This is a genomic window from Limibacter armeniacum, from assembly GCF_036880985.1.
GTDB classification, from domain to species: domain Bacteria; phylum Bacteroidota; class Bacteroidia; order Cytophagales; family Flammeovirgaceae; genus Limibacter; species Limibacter armeniacum.
The window spans coordinates 1,264,278-1,281,817 of sequence record NZ_JBAJNO010000009.1; the positions used below are offsets into that span (position 1 = coordinate 1,264,278).

The window sequence follows — 17,540 nt, forward strand, 5'->3', positions numbered from 1 at the left end:
CAAATTCCAAGGATTGAATTGGAGAAAAAACTAAATTGTCTCTACCAACAATTAGCTAAATCATTAAACCATAAAAATCACCTACTCATTAACATTACGGTATAGTTTTCGAGATAAACCCAACAAAAAGTAGGACACACTTTATATAAGATCTATTTACAATCAAATTAACATCAATTAAATCAAATACATCATCGGTTCAGGCTTGCTGTACGTATACACTAGAGATACTTACATCATAACCTAAAGTCTATTCGGCTAAGCCTTACCGGTTTATTAACTGACTACCAATTCCTATGAGAATACTTTCTACCCTTAATTTATCCATCTTGCTGTTTATTGCTCACTACGCAGCAGCTTTCAACCAAGAACAAGATTCTCTTCAACTTAAGAAAGCTGAAGCTGAAGCGTGGGTAAGTAAGCTCAACTCAATTCAGGCACTCAGACAGGAACAGCCTTATATGCCAATGCCATTGAAAATGGCATGTGACAGCCTCATTTTCAACCTTCAAGAAAGTTACTTCAGCTTATCTGATGAACAGAAAAGCTTGGCGAATGAAGAAGTCTTTACTGGTAAAGTATTATCACCAACAAGAAACATTCGCCAGTATCAGTTGATTAAAGATAAGTTTGAGGAGCAGTTAAACTATCTGGTTTATGAAAAGAACTGGAAAGGAAATGGTTTTGTCATGCTGGTTAATGCAGCCGCCTATAACAGGGGAGGGCAAAAAGCCTATTTAGTACATGTAAAGTCAGGACTTATGCTAGAAGTCAAAGTATCCACTGCCTGGCAAGGTATAGGTTACTCCTGTGACTCAGGCAAAACTCCACTTGGTTATTTTACACTGAATGATGAAACCAAGAACCTGTGGATGGCTAATACCATCATGACCGACATGAAAGACATTTTCATTCGGATTGAAAAGCAAAAGTTTGCTGGTACAGCACAATGGCTACATAAAGTGAGTACCAAAAAAGAGAAAGCTTACATCCTATCTAATCAATATGCGCTGAAAGGACAAAATGACGGTAGTGAATACGTTCCTATATCGGCTCCACAGTATTACTACTATCAGGATAGTTCTGTCTATTGGATGGACAACCTAAACTCATTGGAACGCCACTTATATGTACATGGTACAAATAGAGTCGAGCAGCTTGGCTATGCGCTTTCAGGTGGCTGTATCAGAACATCCAGCATTTTCTCTTACTTACTAAAGGAAATAATTACTCGACAAAAGGTAATTCCTGTTTTTATTGATGCAATACCTCTTCAAAACGCTGTTGCTGCTAGGTATGCACCAAGCTTTGACAAGTATGATGTAGAAAAGACTTTGGACTTTAGGAGTGAAGTTACGTTGCTATATGAAAGAATATATAATGATAAAAACAGATGTGTGCTGGATAAGCAACTAGAAAAAGATGTTTTGGAGCCTATTACAAAACTCTTGGTACATGACCGAAAGGTTAAAGTTAGTATCAATATGAAAACCAAGGTTCCACTTCCTGAAAAAGCCATGATCCGCTGGTTTGAGCTTCAGGATAGCTTATCTTACTTGGTCAGTGAGCAGTTCAGAAACACTTTTGATATTCAGAGTAATTATTATGCAGGTGGATATGTAGAAGACTTGGCTGTACTTAGGCGCTATAGCGCCTCTGATGCTACAATATTTGTAAAACAAAGACTTGCTTACTCCAAAGAGTACCTTCTCATGAGACTTGAAGAAAAGCTCAAGGAATATGAAATTCCATTTGAAAAAATAAAGGAACAGATCAATATTGAAACGCCTCAAGTAGTAGAAAAAGCAGAGGATGGTAATGAGTTAACGCAAAATCCATTTACTGTACTAGACATTTCTCCTCAAAGAAAGCTTGTCCTCAAGTATTATGAGTATCTAGACTCGCTTTCGACTGCTAACCCAACAGCCTTTGACAGGTCAGAACTGGAATGGATCAGTTCATATATAGTAGAAAGAAGGCAAGAAAAGCAGCTAGCTTCTGAAAATAAAACCATCATTATCACACTCCATGATGCGATTCTTGCTCAGGCTTATATTTATGCAGCCGGCGAAATCGCACTTAGAAAAGAAGGTGTGGAAACAGGTAAAATGAAATACCCGAATGACAATGAGGGTTTTGAAAACTTCTTGGCATTACATAAAAAACCTAAATATGCATTAATTGATGCGGCTGGGTATAAGGAGCTTTATAACTTCTCTTACATATATTCAAAGCTAAGTGCCAAGCTTACCGAGAACATGAAACAGAATAATGAACGTATATTTGGGATTACACTATTTGGTGAGGAGTACTTCAGTAAATTCAAAAAGTTTGAAAACAGGTTAGAAATTACTGTTGATGTCTCATTGAATAATATTCTTCTCAATGAAGAATAGAAAAATTTGATCTCTAGGAAATAAAAAAAGCCATAGGTTAGATAAAACTAATCTATGGCTTTTTTATTAGTGGGGCGTACTGGATTCGAACCAGTGACCCCCTGCTTGTAAGGCAGGTGCTCTAAACCAACTGAGCTAACACCCCATCATGTTTCTTCTAGTAAGGAATTTGTGATTCCTTTATAAACACTGACTCGTTTGTCAATGTATTGTGGGGCGTACTGGATTCGAACCAGTGACCCCCTGCTTGTAAGGCAGGTGCTCTAAACCAACTGAGCTAACACCCCATCATGTTTCCTCTAGTAAGAAAGTGTCATTCCTTTACAACACCGACTCGTTTGTCAATGTATTGTGGGGCGTACTGGATTCGAACCAGTGACCCCCTGCTTGTAAGGCAGGTGCTCTAAACCAACTGAGCTAACACCCCATCATGTTTCTTTTTAAAGGAATTCATCAATCCTTCAAAACACCGACTCATTTGTCAATGTATTGTGGGGCGTACTGGATTCGAACCAGTGACCCCCTGCTTGTAAGGCAGGTGCTCTAAACCAACTGAGCTAACACCCCATCATGTTTCCTCTAGTAAGAAATGTGTCATTCCTTTACAACACCGACTCGTTTGTCAATGTATTGTGGGGCGTACTGGATTCGAACCAGTGACCCCCTGCTTGTAAGGCAGGTGCTCTAAACCAACTGAGCTAACACCCCATCATGTTTCTTTTTAAAGGAATTCATCAATCCTTCAAAACACCGACTCGTTTGTCAATGTATTGTGGGGCGTACTGGATTCGAACCAGTGACCCCCTGCTTGTAAGGCAGGTGCTCTAAACCAACTGAGCTAACACCCCATCATGTTTCTTTTTAAAGGAATTCATCAATCCTTCAAAACACCGACTCATTTGTCAATGTATTGTGGGGCGTACTGGATTCGAACCAGTGACCCCCTGCTTGTAAGGCAGGTGCTCTAAACCAACTGAGCTAACACCCCATCATGTTTCTTTTTTAAAGGAATTCATCAATCCTTCAAAACACCGACTCATTTGTCAATGTATTGTGGGGCGTACTGGATTCGAACCAGTGACCCCCTGCTTGTAAGGCAGGTGCTCTAAACCAACTGAGCTAACACCCCATCATGTCAAATATCACAAAACAGTTAAAATTTGTGGTCTGATAAGCAAACTCACAACCCTTTTCCGTTGTTGCGAGTGCAAAGGTAGTAGGTTTAATCATTTCTACAAATCCCAATACACAAAAAAAAGGTGTAATCCGCATTAGTGATTGATAGTCAACAAGAAAATTATCACGACTTTTCTAGCTTTCAAATTGTTTGAAGGCTAATCATACTACTAACCCAACGTCTGACCACCTTTCTTAAATGCTTTACAAATTCAGAATATGGCATTTTAAAAGTTGTGCAAAGTGTTACATCTAGAAAGCAATAAAGCCACAAGGTTAAAGACTCCTGTGGCTTTGCTATCTTTCTAAAAGATGTTGTGTAGTTTAACTACCAAAGGCCATTGATTTAAGCTCAAAGTTGAATCCAGCAGCAATCAACTCATCATACAAATCTTTTTGGAACTGATAATAATAAGCTCCTTTCTTGGAAACACCTTTCTGTTTCTCGTCCAATTTCACCAATAGGTTTGTAGCAAGGATCTTCTTACGGAAGTTACGCTTATCAAACTGCTTCTGGTGGATTGCTTCATAAAGGGATTGAAGCTCAGGAAGGGTAAACTTCTCGGGCAGCAACTCAAATCCAATAGGCTGATAACGGGACTTTCTTCTGAGTTTTCCCCATGCCTTTTGGATCATGTTTTCATGGTCAAACATTAACTTTGGCAGACTTGTAATAGAAAACCATTCTGCTTGGTTTTCTTCCAACAGAGACCTGTCATAGTTATCCACATTAATCAATGCGTAGTAAACAATTGAAACCACTCGTTCTACAGGGTCTCTTCCTACATCACCAAAGGCTTGTAACTGATCCATATAGATGTCGTCCAAACCTGTCTGCTTTTTTAGGATACGTTCTGCGGCATAATCCAAAGACTCTCCCTCATGGAGGAAACCTGTTGCCAGACCCCACGCACCTTTATAAGGTTCCTGCTTCCTACGGGTAAGAAGAACCTTCAGCGTACCTTTTTCATAACCAAATATCACACAGTCCATGGCCAGCAGGGGCCGATAGGCGTTTCTATAATACTCGTTCATATAGCCAAGTTGTGGTTTTTGTGTTTTTAGTTAGTCGTTTCAGTCAAACCTAATTCTAAAAATATTTATCTAATAAGCATATAAATATGGTTGTTCTGAAAGCTAGATGGTCTAAAACTACAAAAAAATGAATGTAACTTCCTGATATCAGCGAATTATTTCAGGTGTTTTATGCTTTTTTACAATCAACGTTTAATTCAGTGATTTCTTCTGATAATACAAAGAGATTTTTAATTATCCCTCTAAAGTAAGGGTTTTATTTCTCAATAATATTGAATCAGAAAGTGATTAATGCAAAAAAACCCGAACCATATTACAGGTTCGGGTTTTGCCTTTTGAAGTATGTTTACAGATGCTTGCGCCGAAATTAGCTTTCTTTGCCGCCTCTGTTATCTTTTCTGTCTCTTCTACCGCCGCCTTGGCCTTGGCCACCACGACCACCGCGTCCGCCACGGCCTTGGTTACGACCACCGCGTCCACCACGGCCTTCTTTCTTGCCGCCAGTGTCTACGTTAGGAGAAAGGTCACGCTTACCGATCACTTCACCTTTGAAGATCCATACTTTAATACCGATGATACCGTATACAGTCTGTGCTTCTGACAGAGCGTAATCGATGTCAGCTCTCAGTGTGTGTAGTGGAATACGACCCTCTTTGTATGTTTCAACACGTGCCATTTCCGCACCACCCAAACGACCTGACAGCTTGATTTTGATACCTTGTGCACCTACTCTCATAGCGTTAGCAATTGCTTGCTTCATTGCTCTTCTGTAAGATACACGGTTCTGCAGCTGCTGAGCGATTGATTCACCTACCAGTTTAGCGTCTGTTTCAGGTCTTTTCACCTCGAAGATGTTGATCTGAACGTCTTTACCAGTAAGCTTCTTCAGCTCTTCTTTGATACGGTCTACTTCAGCACCCGCTTTACCAATTACCACGCCTGGACGAGCAGTGTGGATAGTAAGCGTGATACGCTTCAGTGTTCTTTCGATAACAACTTTTGCTACCCCTGCTCTTGGATTAGGGATACGTGCTGCCAAATATTTTCTGATCTCTTGGTCTTCTACCAGCTTGTCTGAAAAGTCTTTTCCACCATACCAGCTAGACTCCCAACCTTTAATATAGCCAAGTCTAAGACCTATAGGATTTACTTTTTGTCCCATTGAAATTGCTTAGTTTAGAGTTAAGATTATTCGTTGTCTGCTGATTCAACTTGAACGTCAATCAGGCCAGTGCTCAGAGCGTCAACCACCAAAGTTACGTGGTTTGAACGTTTTCTGATTCTGTGCGCTCTACCTTGTGGAGCTGGACGGAAACGCTTCAGTGTACGACCTTGCGTTACGAATACCTCTTTTACGAACAGGTCTGCGTCCTCAATAGAGTCATTAGGGTTCTTCTGCTCCCAGTTAGCGATGGCAGACAGAAGAAGTTTCTCCATGTAAGGAGCACCTGCTTTTTGCTCATATCTAAGCAAGTTCAATGCTTCAATGGCTTTCTTGCCTCTGATCGTATCCACAACAAGACGCATCTTGCGAGGAGCGATTGGGCAGTTATTCAGTTTTGCTACTGCTTCCATGCTTATCTTTTGCCTTTGTCTTTTTTGTTAATGTGACCCTTAAAAGTTCTTGTAGGAGCAAATTCACCTAGTTTATGACCTACCATGTTTTCAGTCACATATACAGGGATAAATTTGTTACCGTTGTGAACAGCGAACGTATGACCGATGAAATCTGGAGAGATCATAGATCTTCTAGACCAAGTCTTGACAACTTGCTTCTTACCAGACTCGTTCAACGCCTGTACTTTATTATCCAGGCGGAAATCAATATATGGTCCTTTTTTTAGTGATCTAGCCATTTAAATTATTTTTTTCTTCTTGAGATAATCATTCTGTCAGAGTACTTGTTGTGCTTTCTAGTCTTCTGACCTTTAGCGTACAAGCCGTTTCTAGAGCGTGGGTGACCGCCTGAAGATTTACCTTCACCACCACCCATAGGGTGATCGACTGGGTTCATTGCTACACCTCTAACTCTAGGACGTCTGCCCAACCATCTGTTTCTACCAGCTTTACCCAAACGAACGTTCATGTGGTCTGAGTTAGAAACAGTACCGATTGTAGCCATACAAACTGCCAACACCATACGTGTTTCGCCTGAAGGCAATTTGATAGTAGCGTACTTACCAGTACGGCCCAGCAACTGAGCGTATGCACCAGCAGAACGAACCATCGCAGCACCGTGACCAGGTCTCAGTTCGATGTTATGAATGATTGTACCTACAGGAATTTCAGAAAGAGGAAGTGTGTTTCCTACTTCTGGGCTAGATCCAGGACCAGATACTACCGTCATGCCGTCAGTCAGGCCTTGAGGAGCAACGATATAGCGCTTCTCACCATCCTCATATTGCAATAGGGCAATGCGTGCAGTTCTGTTTGGATCGTATTCGATACCAATTACAGTAGCAGCAACTCCGTGTTTCTCACGTATGAAGTCAATGATACGGTATTTTTTCTTGTGACCACCACCAACGTTGCGGACAGTCATTTTACCTGTATTATTTCTACCACCAGTGTGTGACTTTTTCGCTAACAGCGACTTCTCTGGCGTGCTCTTAGTAATCTCCTCGAATGTAGGAGCGATTCTGAATCGCGTACCTGGAGTTACTGGTTTTAACTTTTTTACTGCCATTTTTTAAAATAGACTTGATTTGCTATTACCGCCTGCAGATAGGTTTTCCTGCCTGCGATAGACAACAATTGATTAAAAACCATATGGGAATATGGTTGTGTAACAATCAGCCAATACTTTATTGCCACACAACCCTATTCCATATATTACATGTTCTCGTAAATATCGATGATTTCGCCTTCAGCCAATTTGATGAATGCCTTCTTGTAAGATGAAGTGCTTCCGTCAATAATAGCAGTCTTAGTGTATCTTGTCTTAGACTTGCCAGGCATGATCGCTGTTCTCACTGAATCTACGGTTACTCCGTATTTCTCCTCAATTGCTTGCTTGATCTGAATTTTGTTAGCGTTTTTGTTTACAACAAAAACATAAACGCCTTCCTCATTCATACTAGCAGCTTTCTCAGTGATTAGTGGTTTGATAAGTATTTGCATTGTGATAAGGCTCCTTAGAAGTTAGAAAATTTTTCAACCGCGTCCTCCACAAGAATCACGCGCTCAGTGTGCATGATATCGTAAGTGTTAAGGTCCGCTACTGTTGCAACCTTAGTCTTAGGCAAGTTGCGTGCTGACTTCACTACGTTAGTATTCACATCGCCAGTAACTAGCAACGTTTTAGTACCTGTAAGTGAAAGAGCTTCCAGCACTGCTGCATAAGATTTAGTCTTAGGTGCATCGAAGTTGAATGCCTCAACCACAGTGATGTTTTGCTCAGATGCTTTGTATGCCAAAGCTGATTTTCTAGCAAGCTGCTTCAGTTTTTTGTTCAGTTTGAAAGAGTAGTTTCTTGGCTTAGGGCCAAATACTCTACCACCACCAACAAATACTGGAGACTTGATAGAACCGGCACGTGCAGTACCTGTACCTTTTTGTTTTTTTAGTTTACGAGTAGAACCCGTAATCTCAGCTCTCTCCTTAGACTTGTGAGTACCTTGTCTTTGGTTAGCCAGGTATTGTTTCACGTCCAGGTAGATAGCGTGGTCGTTTGGCTCAATGCCGAACACAGAATCAGGAAGATTCACTGTTCTTCCAGTTTCAGCGCCTTGAATATTTACAACTGCTAATTCCATTTTTCCTAGATTACTTTTCGATGATTACGTAAGAATTTTTCGCACCTGGTACAGCACCACTTACCAGAATCAGGTTTTCTTCTGGATAAAGTTTCAATACTGTCAGGTTTTGAACTGTCACACGCTTACCGCCAGTTCTACCAGCCATTCTCAGGCCTTTGAATACTCTTGAAGGCGTAGCACAAGCACCGATAGCACCTGGTGCTCTCAATCTGTTGTGCTGACCGTGTGTACTCTGACCAACACCACCGAAACCGTGTCTTTTAACTACACCTTGGAAACCTTTACCTTTAGAGGTACCAATAATGTCTACGAACTCTCCTTCAGCGAAGATTTCTTCCATTTTAAGCGTATCCCCCAAAGAGTACTCAGCCTCTGGGTTACGGAACTCAATAAGCTTACGCTTTGGAGTTGTTCCTGCTTTTGCGAAGTGACCTTTCAAGGCAGCGGACGTTCTTTTTTCTTTTTTCTCGTCAAACCCGATCTGAACAGCTGAATAACCGTCAGTTTCAGGAGTTTTTACCTGAGTCACTACGTTAGGACCAGTAACGATCAACGTACAAGCGATGTTCTTGCCGTTTTCATCAAAAATACTGGTCATACCGACTTTCTTACCGATAATTCCTGGCATTGTAATTTTACCTTTAAAATAATTAGTTAAATTATTCAGACGTAGGATTGCAAGCTTTACGCTTAAGTCAGAATCCCAGCGGTCTTTTCCGATCGTGATACCTCTATCCCCAAACCATTTTTACAAAACAAAAACCCGCTTAAGTTGCTGATTTGCTTCTCGAAGCGAGTTATTCTTTTAGGTTGGGTTATGAGAACACCACTCAAACGGTCTGCAAAATTAGTGATTTTCTGATAGATGACAAATTTCCCTTCCTTTTTTCACAAAAATTTGTAGGTAAGCATGTAAACTTTTCTTAATAGCCTTCAAGTTATCCCATTTCACGCAGCTTGAACTCTATATTAAAAAATGTAATTTTGCTCCTTGGCTACTATTTACAGCCAGCAACTTCTAAAACTAACAACATGAAAAAACTTCTGATCATTCTTTGTGGACTTGTCCCTCTTCTTTCATCTGCTTTACACCCTTTACATATTAGTGTCACCAATATCGATTACAATGGAGAAAACAATTCCCTTGAAATCACCCATAAGATTTTCATGGATGACCTTGAACAGGCTATAGAAGGAATTGGTGGACCAAAATTACAATTAGGAACCAAGTTCGAGCATCCTGAAAGTGAAAAATGGTTGTCCCAATACTTACAACAGCATTTTACCCTAACTGTAAATAACAAAGAAGTAGCGTTCAACTATGTAGGAAGGGAAGCTGATCTTTCCGCTATATGGATTTATAGAGAAGTACTAAAAGTGAAAAAAGTAAAAAGCCTTCAAATCGATTGTGATTTCCTTACAGAACAATTCGACGATCAAAGAAATATTATTCACCTAAAATATGAAGACAAGGAAGAGAGCTTTTTAATGAATAAGAACAACACAACTGAAACCTTTACTCCTTGATATTTCTGGCCTAACCTTATTCAAAAAACACAAATTTATTAACCTAAAACACAACCCATTACCTCTCAATAAAAATTCCCCTATTCATTTTGAAAAGGATGATAGAGTTCCTTCAAGATGTCTGACTTTTTTCTTAATATAATAATGTTGTTTTCTCTCAGATAAAAACAACTGGTACCTACACTGTCTTTTTCAGCAGAATGTACATAACCAATAATCCATTTTCACCTACGAACTTCAGCTGACGCTATGCGGAAAATCTGTAGAACCTTACTCTTGCTAAGCTTTCTTTTTGGCCTAGCAACAAACACCTACGCTACTCACATCAGAGCTGGTGACCTTACAATAAGACGGCTTCCCGGAAATACTTCTCTTACATTTATGGTCACAATCATCCTCTACAGGGATGTAACTGGTGTACCTGCCGGAGAAGGACTTGTGGATTTTGGAGATGGTACGGACCCAAGACTTGTAAGTCCACAATCTCTTGGGAATACAGAAGATGGCTTGACTGAGATACTACTTTATGAAGTGGAACATACCTTCCCATCGGCAGGCACTTACAAGGTTTCCTATTTTGAAAAAAACCGGAACCCAACTGTTCGCAATATGGATGTTCCCAGCGAAACCGCCTTCTATATAGAGTCTGAGTTTCTGATCAACCCTATTTTAGGACTCAACTCTTCTCCAACCTTACTTATTCCTCCAGTTCTTCAGGCTCGCATAGGTCAAAAGTATATGATCAATGCAGGTGCTTTTGATGCTCAAGGTGACAGCTTAGCTTACCGTCTAACTATCTGTAGGCAAGGCCGTGATCTTCCTGTTCAAAACTATCGCTTCCCAGATGACCCGAATGAAACATGGACATTTGAACGAGAGGACTGTACACGTCCGGGTGAGTTTTTTATTGATCCTATCACTGGAGACCTTACTTGGGATGCTCCAAATGAAGCCGGAGAGTACAACGTAGCTTTCTTTGTAGATGAATTTCGAGATGGGCAAAAAATCGGTTCTGTTAACCGGGATATGCAAATTATTGTAAAGGACGTCGCAAACTTTGGTCCTACATTAACGGTCCCGAATGATACCTGTGTTATCGCTGGAGACCAAATTACAGGTTTGATTGTCTCTGAAGAGCTTATGGAAGCCCCTTGTGCAACAGGAGGACTAGAGCCTGAGAACCACTTGGTCGATCTATTTTTGGTAACCCAACCAAGTCTAACTCCGCCTAGTGTTTCACCAAGTTTTGCAGTAGCAGGTTTACAACCTCCGCTTGGAAGAGAAGAAGGTACACTGACATGGCAAACTAACTGCCTTGACATCAGGTCTGAGCCTTATCAGTTTACTTTTCAAACGCTAGATAATCCACGCCCAGAGAATGACCGACTTAACGCCCAACTTCAACTTGGCGACACCAAGTCATGGCGTATTAAGGTGGTTGGTCCACCACCTCAGAACCTCCAAGCTGAAGCTGATGAACTGAATGGAAATATTACGCTTACATGGGACAACTACTCCTGTGGCAGAGCTGAAAATATTATGATTTATCGCAAAGTGGGTTCTTTTGATTTTCAACCTGTCTGTGAAACTGGACTCCCTGCCTACACTGGCTATGAAAAAATAGCAGAGGTGGAAGCAGGAAGAACCTCCTATGTAGATAATTCATTGGAAAGAGGGTCTAATTACTGCTATAGAATATTTGTCACATTTGAAGATCCTCAAGGGGGAGAAAGCTTAGCCTCTGAAGAAGCTTGTGCGTTTCTACCCGCTACACTCTACATGACCAAAGTCAGCGTAGTTGAAACCGATACAGAAAACGGAACAATTGACGTGGAGTGGACACAACCTACTATGAGTGATTTACCACAGCCTATCTCCTACCGTTTATTCAGAGCCGAAGGGTTTGAAGGAAAAGATAACTTTGTTGAAATCAACCAAACTTTCTCTGAAACTCAAACCTCATATACAGACACAGGGCTCAATACACGGGACCTTGTTTATCATTATTGGGTTGAATTAATTGCTGGAGGCAGTACCTTTGACACTACTCGTACAGCATCAACCGTTCGATTAGAATCCGCTTCTCAATTAAGCTCAATTCAATTAAACTGGCGGGCTATTGTCCCTTGGAGTATTACATCCAATCGTTTCCCTACGCATTTAATTTACCGTAAGCTTGATGAAGAGCCTGATGAGGCTTTTGTCTTGATAGACAGTATTATTGTCAATCAAGCTGGGCTAACCTATACCGATATTGGCAATACGCTGTCAGGTGGATTTGTGGAAGGGCAAGTCTATTGTTATCGGGTTTTGACATATGGTACGTACGAATTCGATGAGCTTCCCGAACCATTACTCAATTTTTCTCAAACCCGTTGCACAACATTACTTGACACTATTCCACCATGTCCTCCAATACTTTCGTTAATGAGTCCTGACTGTTCAACCTTAAAAAACGTAGGTGATTACAACCCTGATGACCCCTGCACAGACAGGTTCTCAAATATTCTCACGTGGGTTAATGACACTTCAGATGGTTGTGACAATGATATAGTTTCATACAATATATATTATAGCCCAAGGCTAGCTGAAAACTTAGCTGAATTTGACAGCCTGATAGGTAATGTCCCTGATCTTACTTTTGTACACAGTAACCTTGTTTCACTAGCAGGAAGCTACGCTGTTACCGCTTTGGATGACGCTGGGAACGAAAGTCCAATAAGCAACATCGTAACTCAGGATAATGAGTGTCCTATCTACGAATTGCCAAATGCTTTTAGTCCAAATGGGGATGGCATCAATGATTTATTTATCCCTATGCGTTGCCCTAGGTTTGTGCGAAGTGTAGAATTTGAAGTGTTTAATCGATGGGGTGAATCTATTTATGAGTTTAATTCTGAAAGTGATGATGGTAGTGATGTAGAAATCATGTGGAATGGTGAAAATAAAAACGGTAAAATCATTTCATCCGGAACTTACTTTTATCAAGCTGATGTACAGTTTTACCGTCTGAATGAAGCTGACGAAAAAGTAACAATAAAAGGATGGATCCAAGTGATTCGGAATAAAGACGATACGGTCATTGACTAATTTGTATTCAAATCGTCAGAATAATCCACTGCTTAACGAGCTACGCTTCCGAGCGTAGCTTTTTTTCTATAACCAATGGAATATTTCTTATGGTTATCATTTAAAAAAAAAATTAACCTATTTTTTTCTAAACAAAGTCCTATATTAATCCGTAAATTTTCGCTTTCCATTTGGCACTATTTTCTTTTAGTGTTTATAAAACACAAAACAGATAATATGCCAGCTATAGCTAAAACATAAGCTCCTTCATACTAAGTATGATCATTCAATTTAGACTAAACATTTTTTAGGGATAACCGCAATATAATAGCCACATTATGCGAAATATCATAAATGTATTCTTGATTACAGCCACCTTGATATGCTTTGCTTCACTAAACCTGTACGCAAGTCACATTAGAGCCGGGGACTTAACAATAAAAAGAAGTAGCAACACATCATCTCTTACTTATGAAATCACGGTCATTCTATACAGAGATGTCGGAGGTGTTCCAGCTGGAAAAGGTTTAATTGACTTTGGAGATGGCACAGAAGCAAAACAAGTGGAACCTATTTCCCTAGGGCTTACACAAGATAAAATGACTGAGATGCTACAGTATACTACTACACATACATTTGCATCTGCTGGATCCTATAAAGTCTCCTACTTTGAGATGCAACGAAACAGTAACATCAAGAATATGGATAATTCTGACGCTATGTCATTTTATGTGGAATCAGAATTCTTAATCAACCCTATACTTGGCCTTAACTCATCTCCTATTCTTACAATACCCCCAGTTTTACATGCCAGTATTGGACAAAAATACATTATCAATGCTGGAGCCTATGATGCCCAAGGGGACAGCTTATCTTACAGACTAACCATTTGTCTCCAAAATAAAAATAAACCTGTTAACAACTACCGCTTCCCGGATGACCTAAATGAGACTTGGACATTTGAACGAGAAGATTGTACCATCCCAGGAGACTTCTATATTGATGAAATCACTGGAGATCTAGTTTGGGATTCCCCAAATGAAATAGGAGAATACAATGTTGCTTTTTTTGTAGATGAATGGCGAGATGGAGTACTGATTGGCTCTGTCAATAGAGATATGCAGATTATTGTAAATGACAACATCAATTTAAGACCCTTACTGACCCTCCCAAAAGATACTTGTATTGTAGCAGGTGAAGTACTTACAGGTATGATAATAGGAGAAGATCAACAGGAGCGGGTTTGTGCATCTGGAGGCAAACAACCAAGCCTTGATAGTGTCTCCCTACATTTAGCAGCTTTTCCTGTACTATCATTACCGAGTCAGCAGCCTACTTTTCAAATATTCAACACACCTCCTGTTCACAAACAAGAAGGTACTTTAAGTTGGCAAACTACCTGCAATGATGTTCGTAACCAGCCTTACCAATTTACCTTTCAAGCCTTGGATCACCCAAAACCTAGCAATTTACAATTAGGAGATACGCAGACTTGGAGGGTTAGAGTATTAGGCCCTGCACCTCAAGGTTTGACAGCAGAGACAGATACTCTCAATGGTACAGTTCGTCTCAATTGGGATGCATACTCCTGTGGAAGAGCTGAAAAAATACACATTTATCGAAAAGTGGGCTCTTTTGATTTCCAACCAGTATGTGAAACTGGACTTCCTGAGTATACAGGGTATCAAAAGGTTGGTGAAGTTGACATCAATGCCACCTCTTTTGAAGATGTTACCGTACAAGGAGGCTCTAACTATTGCTATAGAATTTACGCCAGCTTTTCTCAGCCACAAGGAGGCGAAAGCCTTGCTTCACAAGAAGCCTGCACTTTTGTTCCTGCTTTATTCTACATGACCAATGTTAGTATAGACCAAACTGATTCAGAGGATGGTGAAATCTCAGTAGCGTGGACTCAACCTTACAACGAAAGTCTGGAATCTGTTACTTACAGACTTTTTAGAGGTGAAGGGTTGTCTGGCATGGACCCATTGACTGAAATCAACCAAACTTTCCAAAAACAAGATACCTCTTACATTGACAAGGGACTTGATACAGAAAACACTCGCTACCATTATTGGGTAGAGCTTTCTTCCAGTGGAAATTTGTTGGAAACATCCAGAACAGCCTCTCAAGTAGAGCTCAGGGCTTCACCCAAATTGAATAGTATCATACTGAACTGGAAAGCTTCTGTTCCATGGAGTATAACCTCAAGTAGTAGACCTATTCATTATATTTTCAAAAAACTCAAAGAAGAGGATAATAGTGAATTCAAATTACTGGACAGTGTGATGGTTAGCAGCGAGGGGCTAATGTATGAAGACTTGTCTGAAGGGATGATTGAAGGACAAGAGTACTGTTACAAAATCCTTACAGTCGGTACCTATGAACAGTATGGCTTACCTGACTCATTGATCAATTATTCTCAGGAATTATGTGCTACATTATTAGATACAATTCCCCCTTGTCCACCTGTACTCACACTTGTTAGTCCAGACTGTAATGCACTTTCTCAAGAGCAATATAGTACAGATGATCAATGCTTACAGACCTATACCAATCAACTGTCATGGATTGATGGCACAGGAGACACATGTGATGACGATATTGCTTACTATAATATCTATTACAGTGAAAGGGAACAAAGCAGTTTGGAAGGGTTCAATAAAATAGGTTCAACTCCTGATCTACAATACCTTCACGAAGACCTTGTTTCCATTGCCGGAAGCTATACTGTTACCGCAGTAGACTTCTCTGGAAATGAAAGTGTATTATCCAATATTGAGGTTCAAGATAATGAATGCACAAGTTATATATTACCTAATGCATTCAGTCCTAACAATGATGGGATTAATGACCTCTTCATTCCTATGAGATGCCCTAGGTTTGTCAAGGAAGTTAAGTTTACAGTGATCAATAGATGGGGAGGTTTGATATTTACTTCTGATCAAAACCCAGAAATTAATTGGGATGGCAGAGACCTAGATGGGCAACTGCTTTCATCAGGTACTTATTATTATGAGGCTGAAGTCACATTTTACAGACTTCACGAAGAGGATGAGAAAACCACTTACAAAGGTTGGGTAATGCTTATGAGAAACAAAGATGACAATAATATAGACACGTCTATCAAGTAGTCATAAAACTACCCAGACAATACTTTTAAAGAGGAAAAGCGGAATGAAACTATATTTCATTCCGCTTTTATTTTACGTATACCAATAAAGAATTAAGCAGGAACCTTCTCCACACTTACTTTCCCTCTAACTCCTACCATAATCACAATCAGAGCACTTGCTCCCATCAAATAGGGATAATAAAGATATTGCATTACTTCTAATGGACTAATCACTGCCGCACCGGCCACACTTACAGCAGCCAATATTTGTGCTCCATACGGAATGGTTCCTTGTGCAAAACAAGAAAAAGTATCCAACAAACTTGCTGTTCGCCTTGGATCTAACTCAAACCTGTCTGAAATATCTTTCGCAATAGGTCCTGCAATAATAATCGCAACCGTATTATTCGCTGTACAAACATCTACAACACTGATTAATGCAGCAATACCCAATTCAGCACCTCGCTTACTTTTGACATTTCGTAATATCAAACTGATCAAAAACTCAATACCTCCATTCTTACGAATCAATTCGACAACTCCTCCTACCAATAAACAGATAATAACCAATTCAGACATTCCTGAAATTCCCTTCTGTACAGCCGCTATCCAGCCCCATATATCAAAACTTTCAGTATAAATACCAACAACTCCTGATATCAGCACACCTCCTGCCAGAACAAGAATTACATTCACACCAAACAATGCCGCAACAAGTACTGCTACATAAGGGAAAACCTTAATCAATGAGTACTCCAATTCTTCGTTTAGACTTGTAGCTTCTCCTCCTGCCAAAAACAGATACAATAGCATGGTTAATACAGCTCCAGGCAAGACAATTCCGATATTCATCTTGAACTTGTCTCTCATCTTGACTCCTTGTGTTCTTGCAGAAGCAATCGTTGTATCAGAAATCATAGATAGGTTATCCCCAAACATTGCACCTCCAATTACAGAGCCTAATGTAAGTCCCAACGGAAGTCCCAATTGCTCAGCTACTCCAACGCCTATCGGTGCTACAGCTACGATAGTTCCCACGGATGTCCCTACTGCTAATGATATAAAACATGCAATCAGGAAGAGCCCTGCCACCAAAACATTGGAAGGCAGTAATGACAGTCCCATATTAACTGTTGAGTCAATAGCTCCCATCGCTTTTCCAGTTTGGGCAAAAGCACCAGCCAACAGAAATATCAAGCACATCAACATGATATCTCTGTTTCCCATTCCTTTCGCAAAATCTCCTACTTTTTCACTGAGTCCCCTTCCCCGGTCCATACCAATGGCTACACCTGATGCTATTAGGAAAGCTACCCCCACAGGCATCTTATAAAAATCCCCTGTAATAATGGATACACAAAGGTAAACCAACAAAAACACCCCTAGCGGTAAAAGTGCCCATGCATTTCCTCTCTTGACAACTGTCGTATCGTTTTCTGTATTCAAAGCAATCTATAATTATTC

General features: G+C 40.2%; 13 protein-coding genes and 8 tRNA genes. 4 read left to right on the plus strand and 17 right to left on the minus strand.

The window, feature by feature from the left end; all coding sequences use genetic code 11:
* The first annotated feature begins 296 nt into the window (after positions 1-296).
* On the plus strand, positions 297-2,396 hold the full coding sequence (locus V6R21_RS22920; protein WP_334245873.1) for a L,D-transpeptidase: 2,100 nt from the start codon (positions 297-299) through the stop codon (positions 2,394-2,396).
* Positions 2,397-2,466: 70 nt separating this feature from the next.
* On the opposite strand, the gene V6R21_RS22925 is transcribed toward V6R21_RS22920, so the two are convergent.
* From V6R21_RS22925 to rplC, 16 genes are all read right to left on the minus strand, one after another.
* Positions 2,467-2,541: transfer RNA gene (locus V6R21_RS22925), tRNA-Val, on the minus strand.
* 67 nt (positions 2,542-2,608) lie between these two features.
* Positions 2,609-2,683 (minus strand) — tRNA-Val (locus V6R21_RS22930).
* Positions 2,684-2,748: 65 nt separating this feature from the next.
* A tRNA-Val gene (locus V6R21_RS22935) sits at positions 2,749-2,823 on the minus strand.
* A gap of 65 nt (positions 2,824-2,888) precedes the next feature.
* A tRNA-Val gene (locus V6R21_RS22940) sits at positions 2,889-2,963 on the minus strand.
* A gap of 66 nt (positions 2,964-3,029) precedes the next feature.
* Positions 3,030-3,104: transfer RNA gene (locus tag V6R21_RS22945), tRNA-Val, on the minus strand.
* A 65-nt stretch (positions 3,105-3,169) separates the two neighbouring features.
* Positions 3,170-3,244: transfer RNA gene (locus V6R21_RS22950), tRNA-Val, on the minus strand.
* 65 nt (positions 3,245-3,309) lie between these two features.
* Positions 3,310-3,384, minus strand: a tRNA-Val gene (locus V6R21_RS22955).
* 66 nt (positions 3,385-3,450) lie between these two features.
* Positions 3,451-3,525, minus strand: a tRNA-Val gene (locus V6R21_RS22960).
* A gap of 371 nt (positions 3,526-3,896) precedes the next feature.
* Positions 3,897-4,607 carry an NUDIX hydrolase gene (locus V6R21_RS22965; RefSeq protein ID WP_334245874.1) on the minus strand — a complete coding sequence of 237 codons (711 nt, stop codon included), beginning with the start codon at positions 4,605-4,607 and terminating at the stop codon, positions 3,897-3,899.
* Between the two features lie 367 nt (positions 4,608-4,974).
* Positions 4,975-5,769 carry a 30S ribosomal protein S3 gene (gene rpsC / locus V6R21_RS22970; RefSeq protein WP_334245875.1) on the minus strand — a complete coding sequence of 265 codons (795 nt, stop codon included), beginning with the start codon at positions 5,767-5,769 and terminating at the stop codon, positions 4,975-4,977.
* 26 nt (positions 5,770-5,795) lie between these two features.
* On the minus strand, positions 5,796-6,182 hold the full coding sequence (rplV, locus tag V6R21_RS22975) for a 50S ribosomal protein L22 (protein ID WP_334245876.1): 387 nt from the start codon (positions 6,180-6,182) through the stop codon (positions 5,796-5,798).
* 2 nt (positions 6,183-6,184) lie between these two features.
* Complete coding sequence (gene rpsS / locus V6R21_RS22980; RefSeq protein WP_334245877.1) at positions 6,185-6,463, minus strand: 30S ribosomal protein S19; 279 nt, start codon at positions 6,461-6,463, stop codon at positions 6,185-6,187.
* A 5-nt stretch (positions 6,464-6,468) separates the two neighbouring features.
* The gene (gene rplB, locus V6R21_RS22985) at positions 6,469-7,293 is read right to left on the minus strand and encodes a 50S ribosomal protein L2 (RefSeq protein ID WP_334245878.1); all 825 of its coding nucleotides are present in this window, start codon (positions 7,291-7,293) and stop codon (positions 6,469-6,471) included.
* Positions 7,294-7,439: 146 nt separating this feature from the next.
* Positions 7,440-7,727 (minus strand): 50S ribosomal protein L23, encoded by a 288-nt coding sequence (gene rplW, locus V6R21_RS22990; protein ID WP_334245879.1) that lies wholly within the window; start codon positions 7,725-7,727, stop codon positions 7,440-7,442.
* Between the two features lie 14 nt (positions 7,728-7,741).
* A complete protein-coding gene (gene rplD / locus V6R21_RS22995; protein ID WP_334245880.1) occupies positions 7,742-8,362 on the minus strand; it encodes a 50S ribosomal protein L4 in 621 nt (206 codons plus the stop codon).
* A 10-nt stretch (positions 8,363-8,372) separates the two neighbouring features.
* The gene (gene rplC, locus V6R21_RS23000) at positions 8,373-8,993 is read right to left on the minus strand and encodes a 50S ribosomal protein L3 (RefSeq protein WP_334245881.1); all 621 of its coding nucleotides are present in this window, start codon (positions 8,991-8,993) and stop codon (positions 8,373-8,375) included.
* A gap of 404 nt (positions 8,994-9,397) precedes the next feature.
* Here rplC and V6R21_RS23005 point away from each other — a divergent pair, with 404 nt between their 5' ends.
* The 3 genes from V6R21_RS23005 to V6R21_RS23015 all read left to right on the plus strand — a co-directional run bounded on the left by V6R21_RS23005 (position 9,398) and on the right by V6R21_RS23015 (position 16,095).
* On the plus strand, positions 9,398-9,892 hold the full coding sequence (locus tag V6R21_RS23005) for a DUF6702 family protein (RefSeq protein WP_334245882.1): 495 nt from the start codon (positions 9,398-9,400) through the stop codon (positions 9,890-9,892).
* 381 nt (positions 9,893-10,273) lie between these two features.
* Entirely contained in the window at positions 10,274-12,982 is a 2,709-nt protein-coding gene (locus V6R21_RS23010; protein ID WP_334245883.1) for a T9SS type B sorting domain-containing protein, read from the plus strand.
* Between the two features lie 317 nt (positions 12,983-13,299).
* Positions 13,300-16,095, plus strand: coding sequence for a T9SS type B sorting domain-containing protein (locus V6R21_RS23015; protein WP_334245884.1), 2,796 nt, complete (start codon positions 13,300-13,302; stop codon positions 16,093-16,095).
* Positions 16,096-16,187: 92 nt separating this feature from the next.
* Here the strand turns inward: V6R21_RS23015 and V6R21_RS23020 are convergent, their stop codons facing one another.
* Positions 16,188-17,522: a Na+/H+ antiporter NhaC family protein gene (locus V6R21_RS23020; RefSeq protein WP_334245885.1), complete on the minus strand. Its 1,335-nt coding sequence runs from the start codon at positions 17,520-17,522 to the stop codon at positions 16,188-16,190.
* Positions 17,523-17,540 lie beyond the last annotated feature (18 nt).

Coding starts and splice junctions, on each gene's coding strand:
- V6R21_RS22920 (WP_334245873.1), top strand. CDS start 297: ATGAGAATACTTTCTACCCTTAATTTATCCATCTTGCTGTTTATTGCT.
- V6R21_RS22965 (WP_334245874.1), bottom strand. CDS start 4,607: ATGAACGAGTATTATAGAAACGCCTATCGGCCCCTGCTGGCCATGGAC.
- rpsC (WP_334245875.1), bottom strand. CDS start 5,769: ATGGGACAAAAAGTAAATCCTATAGGTCTTAGACTTGGCTATATTAAA.
- rplV (WP_334245876.1), bottom strand. CDS start 6,182: ATGGAAGCAGTAGCAAAACTGAATAACTGCCCAATCGCTCCTCGCAAG.
- rpsS (WP_334245877.1), bottom strand. CDS start 6,463: ATGGCTAGATCACTAAAAAAAGGACCATATATTGATTTCCGCCTGGAT.
- rplB (WP_334245878.1), bottom strand. CDS start 7,293: ATGGCAGTAAAAAAGTTAAAACCAGTAACTCCAGGTACGCGATTCAGA.
- rplW (WP_334245879.1), bottom strand. CDS start 7,727: ATGCAAATACTTATCAAACCACTAATCACTGAGAAAGCTGCTAGTATG.
- rplD (WP_334245880.1), bottom strand. CDS start 8,362: ATGGAATTAGCAGTTGTAAATATTCAAGGCGCTGAAACTGGAAGAACA.
- rplC (WP_334245881.1), bottom strand. CDS start 8,993: ATGCCAGGAATTATCGGTAAGAAAGTCGGTATGACCAGTATTTTTGAT.
- V6R21_RS23005 (WP_334245882.1), top strand. CDS start 9,398: ATGAAAAAACTTCTGATCATTCTTTGTGGACTTGTCCCTCTTCTTTCA.
- V6R21_RS23010 (WP_334245883.1), top strand. CDS start 10,274: ATGGTCACAATCATCCTCTACAGGGATGTAACTGGTGTACCTGCCGGA.
- V6R21_RS23015 (WP_334245884.1), top strand. CDS start 13,300: ATGCGAAATATCATAAATGTATTCTTGATTACAGCCACCTTGATATGC.